At 53.2% G+C, this 4569-nt stretch carries 4 protein-coding genes; 1 reads left to right on the top strand and 3 read right to left on the bottom strand.

What is annotated here, in order from left to right; genetic code table 11:
- From N3G78_14665 to N3G78_14675, 3 genes are all read right to left on the bottom strand, one after another.
- Window positions 1–715: alcohol dehydrogenase catalytic domain-containing protein (locus N3G78_14665; GenBank protein ID MCX8119158.1), on the bottom strand; the 715-nt coding region annotated here is incomplete at its 3' end.
- Window positions 636–2033, bottom strand: coding sequence for a hypothetical protein (locus N3G78_14670; GenBank protein ID MCX8119159.1), 1398 nt, complete (start codon window positions 2031–2033; stop codon window positions 636–638). The genes N3G78_14670 and N3G78_14665, both read right to left, overlap by 80 nt.
- A gap of 226 nt (window positions 2034–2259) precedes the next feature.
- On the bottom strand, window positions 2260–4176 hold the full coding sequence (locus N3G78_14675; protein ID MCX8119160.1) for a sigma 54-interacting transcriptional regulator: 1917 nt from the start codon (window positions 4174–4176) through the stop codon (window positions 2260–2262).
- Window positions 4177–4338: 162 nt separating this feature from the next.
- Here N3G78_14675 and N3G78_14680 point away from each other — a divergent pair.
- The coding region (locus N3G78_14680) for a metallopeptidase family protein (protein MCX8119161.1) at window positions 4339–4569 on the top strand (231 nt) is incomplete at its 3' end.

The raw sequence follows: 4569 nt of genomic DNA on the forward strand, positions 1-4569 counted from the left end.
GTTCCACGACGATGTCCATCCCCTGTCCCTTTGTAATTCTGTCCACCTCTTCAACGACGTTGACCTCTTTGGCGTTGAGAACGATATCGGTGCCCATCTTGCGGGCGAGATCGAGTCTTTCCTCCGTTACATCGACCCCGATCACATATTCCGACCCGCTGAGCTTGGCCACCATTTGCGCATAAATGCCAATGGGTCCGCATCCGAAAACGATCACCTTCTTGCCCGCCGGCTTCGTCTTTGACAGGGCATGGACCCCGATCCCAAAAGGTTCCAGGGTAGCGCCGATCTCGTAGGAGATGGAGGAATCGAGCTTCCAGGCACAGACGGCGGGGAGGAGGGTATATTCCGAGAAGGCCCCATCCCTATGGACTCCCAGGATTTTCATCTCTTTGCAAATGTGTTGGAGGCCGGTCATGCACTGATAACAGTGGCCACAGGGGACGTGCGTTTCGGCGGCTACGCGGTCTCCCCTCTTGAAATTCGTCACTTCCTTACCCACCTCGACCACCTCGGCCGCATATTCATGGCCGAAAAGGAGAGGGAGTTTGATCCTCGATGCCGCATATTCGTTCCATTGATAGATGTGGATATCGGTGCCGCAGATCGCAGCGGCCTTTACCCTCACCAAGAGATCACGGTCTCCTATCTTTGGGACAGGGAGGTCCGTGAGCGTTGCGCCTCGGATGGGTTGGTCTTTGATGAGCGCCTTCATGCCTTGCTCCCTTCTCCGTCGGATGGGGTAGGGCTTTGAGCATCTCGAGGGTACGGAGGAGGGCATCTTCTTTTCCAAAGGCCCCGGCTTTCGTCACGACCGTAAGCCCATCCCAGTCCCCTCCGATCAGATATCCCTCCACGATTCCCTCTTGTAATTCTCCTGCGATCTCGATCCCGTCGGTGTTGAGACGGTTGATCACGTGCTGTGCCGTCTCCCCTCCCGTCAAGACTAAGACCAGATCCGACGGCTGAATCTTCGAACCCTTTAAAGCGGCCAGGACGACGGAGGCCAGGACATTCATAAGGGATTGATGGACGGGGGTTGTGGCCGCCTCCGGAGAAGACAGCCTCTCCGAGGGGGTCTTTAGAATGGCACTATGCTCCCTTAAAGCCCTCGCCACCTTCTGAGAAAGGGCCTCCTTTCCTTGCTCGGCTTCCGAATCTTTCCCTACGATCAGGGAGCGGTCGAGCTCAAAGGACGGGATAAAGCTTCGTTCTATCTCTTCTAACTGCCGATGGGTGACGCTGGAGGCTGTTCCGCTTACGATCAGGAGATGCTTGGACGTCCTGTTTGGCGGAATCCCTTTCGTCTCGGAAGGAGCGAGCTTTCTCGCCACTTCTTCAGCCAGCCCTGCAGACCCGACGAAAAGCGGTCTTTGATCCATCGCGAAACCGACCTCGGCGATGTTCCTCAAATCGTTCCGGCTCACGGCATCGAAGATGATGATTTGGCTCCCTTTCGCCTGCTCGTCTTCGACCGCTTTTTTCAATGCCTCCATGGCCGAGGCGACGTGAGTCAAGTCGATCCAGCCCACTTTGTGGTGGGATTGTCGTTGGAGGATCTTATGGACGTGGGACTCCAAGATGGGGGAAAGGGGGCTTCGAGCCATCTCTGTTAAAGCGAGAGGCTTTTCGCCGACGATCAGGATGCCTCCGACCAGGGTTCGTTTCTGTTCAGGGTAGGTAGGGGTCAAGAAGCAGAGGGATCCGTTCGTTTCTTTTAGTATCGCATCGACCTCGTAACCGATGTTTCCCCGTAGCGTCGAATCGATCTTCTTATAGATGATAGGAAAGAGGCCGCGATCAAAGCCCTTGAGGAGATTTGAAACCTTAAGAAAAGCCTTCTCAGGGTTAAGCCCCCTCGTATCCGTATTCACGGCCAGGACATCGATGTGTCTATATCTCCGAAGGTCGATCTCGACCCCATCCTGTAAAGAGATGAGCAGGGTACGGAGACCTTTTTTAGCAAATTGGGCCCCCGCATCTGCTCCCCCGGTCAAATCATCCGCGATAAGAAGACATCTTTGAACTGCCATGGGCCCCCTTTCAGGGATCCAAGATTCCGAACCACTTATTTCTATTAAGAGCAATAGGTGTGCCATTAGGTAATGTTTTTAAAAGTCAAGGAACTTCAACATGTTATGAAATTTTTGGACAAGGTCAGATCCTTTTTGACCTTCTTTTGTTTATTTCTTAAACAAATTTGTCTCAAAAGTTAACGAAGGCTACGGGAAGGCCATCCCGCCTCGAAAGACTTCTCCGTCAGGAGGTCTTGGTCCGTTTCCAGAGCGTGGTACGACTGATACCCAGGAGTTTAGCGAGGTCGGTCTTTTTGAGTTGAGAGGACTCGGTGATTCTCTTGATCCAGAGGTTTTCGAATTCCTTGAGGCTCAGGCATCTTGTTTCATCCACTTCCGGGGGTCTGGTCTGCTCCGACCCTTTCAGCTCTTCCTGAATCCAATCGGGAACCTTCTCGAGGTGATGGGTGAAATTCTCCGTCAGGTGGGCAAGCCTCTCGACCAGGTTTTTAAGCTCTCGAACATTTCCTGGCCACGTGTATTCACATAGCATTTTTTCCACTTCCTTGTTGAAGATATATCGTTTCGGGATTCTGGAGTTCAGCCTGAGGATAAAGTGCTTGAAAAGCGAATAGGCGTCCCTTCCCCTCTTCCTCAGGGGCGGGATGTTGAGTTGCAGGACGTTCAGCCGGTAGAAGAGGTCTCCTCTGAAACGTTTTTCTGCGACCTCTAAGGAGAGGTCCCTGTTGCTGGTGGCGATGATGCGGACCTCCACGGGGATCACCCGATCATCCCCGATGGGTTGGACCTCTTTCTCCTCGATCACCCTTAGAAGACGGCTCTGCAAATTCAGAGGTAGCTCGCTGATCTCGTCGAGGAGAAGCGTTCCCCCATGGGCCAATTCGAACAGCCCCTTTTTGCCTTCTCTGCGAGCCCCTGTGAAGGCACCGGGTGCATATCCGAACAGCTCGCTTTCGAGGAGGGGTTCCGGAAGCGTGGCGCAGTTGATCGCGACGAATGGCCTTTCGGAGCCGAAACGTTCATTGTGGATGCTCTGAGCAAACATCTCCTTTCCCGTTCCGGTCTCTCCTAAGATCAGGACGGTTGAAGAAGAGGCAGAGAAGCGCTTGGCCCTCTGGATCACCTTCAGGAAATCCTCATCCTCCGTCAAAATGTCGGAAAAGGCATATCGGGCTACATGGCCTTTCAGGTAGAGCTCGTTTCTGATTTTTCTTTCCGCCTGTTGCAGTTTTGAAATGCTCCTGCCTACGATCAGGGTCCCGATCTTTTCACCGTTCGATTCGATGGGAAGATAATCGAGCAGAAGGTGCTTTCCTTCCACAGAGGCCAAGTAGTTTCGCTGAGGGGTCAGTTTCTTCTTCATTTCGGTCAGGGGTTCGGTGGGATAGAGGAAAAGGGGGGCTCCTTTAATTTGGTGTTCCTCCTTCCGGAAGAGGCGAAGGGCGGCTGGATTGCACGATTGGATCCGGTCGTTGGCATCGAGGATGACGATCTGGTCATCCACCGAGTCAAGAATGGCCCTCAGTTGGTTCATCGTGCTCAGATAGTCGCGGCTCTTTTGGGCTTCGGAGCGAACCACCTCAAGGATCCGGTAGGCTTCGTGAAAGGACTGAAGGATCGACTCCTTTCCCGATTCGATCAAGATCGAGGGGTATCCCAGTTCATTTGCCCGAGAGATGACCACCTTGTCTCCAATGATGATATCGACGCCGGCCCTTCTCGCTTCGTCGATTTTTTCAGGGACCTCCCCCTCATGGCGGACGGTGAATACCCTGAGGTTCAGGTTGAGGAGATCGGCCAGCCTATCTGACCCATAGACGACGTTTCCGAATCCGATGATGCCGATCTTTTGGTTCTTGTCTGGTATCTTTTGAAGAGCGGTCAGGATGTCAAAAGTGGTGACCTGGATTTCCACAATCGGGATGGAGAGCTCCCGTTTCAACAATTGAGCTGTTCCGCCACGACTGATGATCACCTCCGTTCCCTTTTCAACCAGAAGGTGACCCTTTCTCAGTCCTTCCTGGAGGTCGCCCATCTCAATCGCAATGGGTCGTTCAAACTCCGCGATAAGGGTGCAGGCGAGTTCTGCCATTTCGGGATAGGGGGCGACGAGGGCAACGGGATCGGAGTGATGTGTCACGTTTGAATCTCCGGGACTATTTTTATATGATTATTTAAAAAGGTGTCAACACGTCATCCCGAGGGGACGATCGGGTGCTTGGGCCTGAAAAGGAGGGGAGAATTCTTTCTTGAACTCCTTCTTATTTTGGAATAGGATACGGTAGCCATGGCCAGAGGCAGGATGAAATTAACTCGGCAAGAGTTCGAAGAGGCCGTGTGGACGGCCCTCGAAAGACTTCCCGAGGGGGTTCGGAAGAAGATGGAGAACGTCGATGTGGTGATCGAAGACCAGGCCGATCCCGAGCTCCTTTCGGAGATGGGTTTGGATTCTCCTGACGACCTCTTGGGTCTTTATCAGGGGATCCCCATCACCCAACGAGGGGTTGCTTACGGAAACGTCCTTCCCGACAAG

It is taken from the genome of Thermodesulfobacteriota bacterium (assembly GCA_026415035.1).
Classification (GTDB): Bacteria; Desulfobacterota; BSN033; order BSN033; family UBA1163; genus RBG-16-49-23.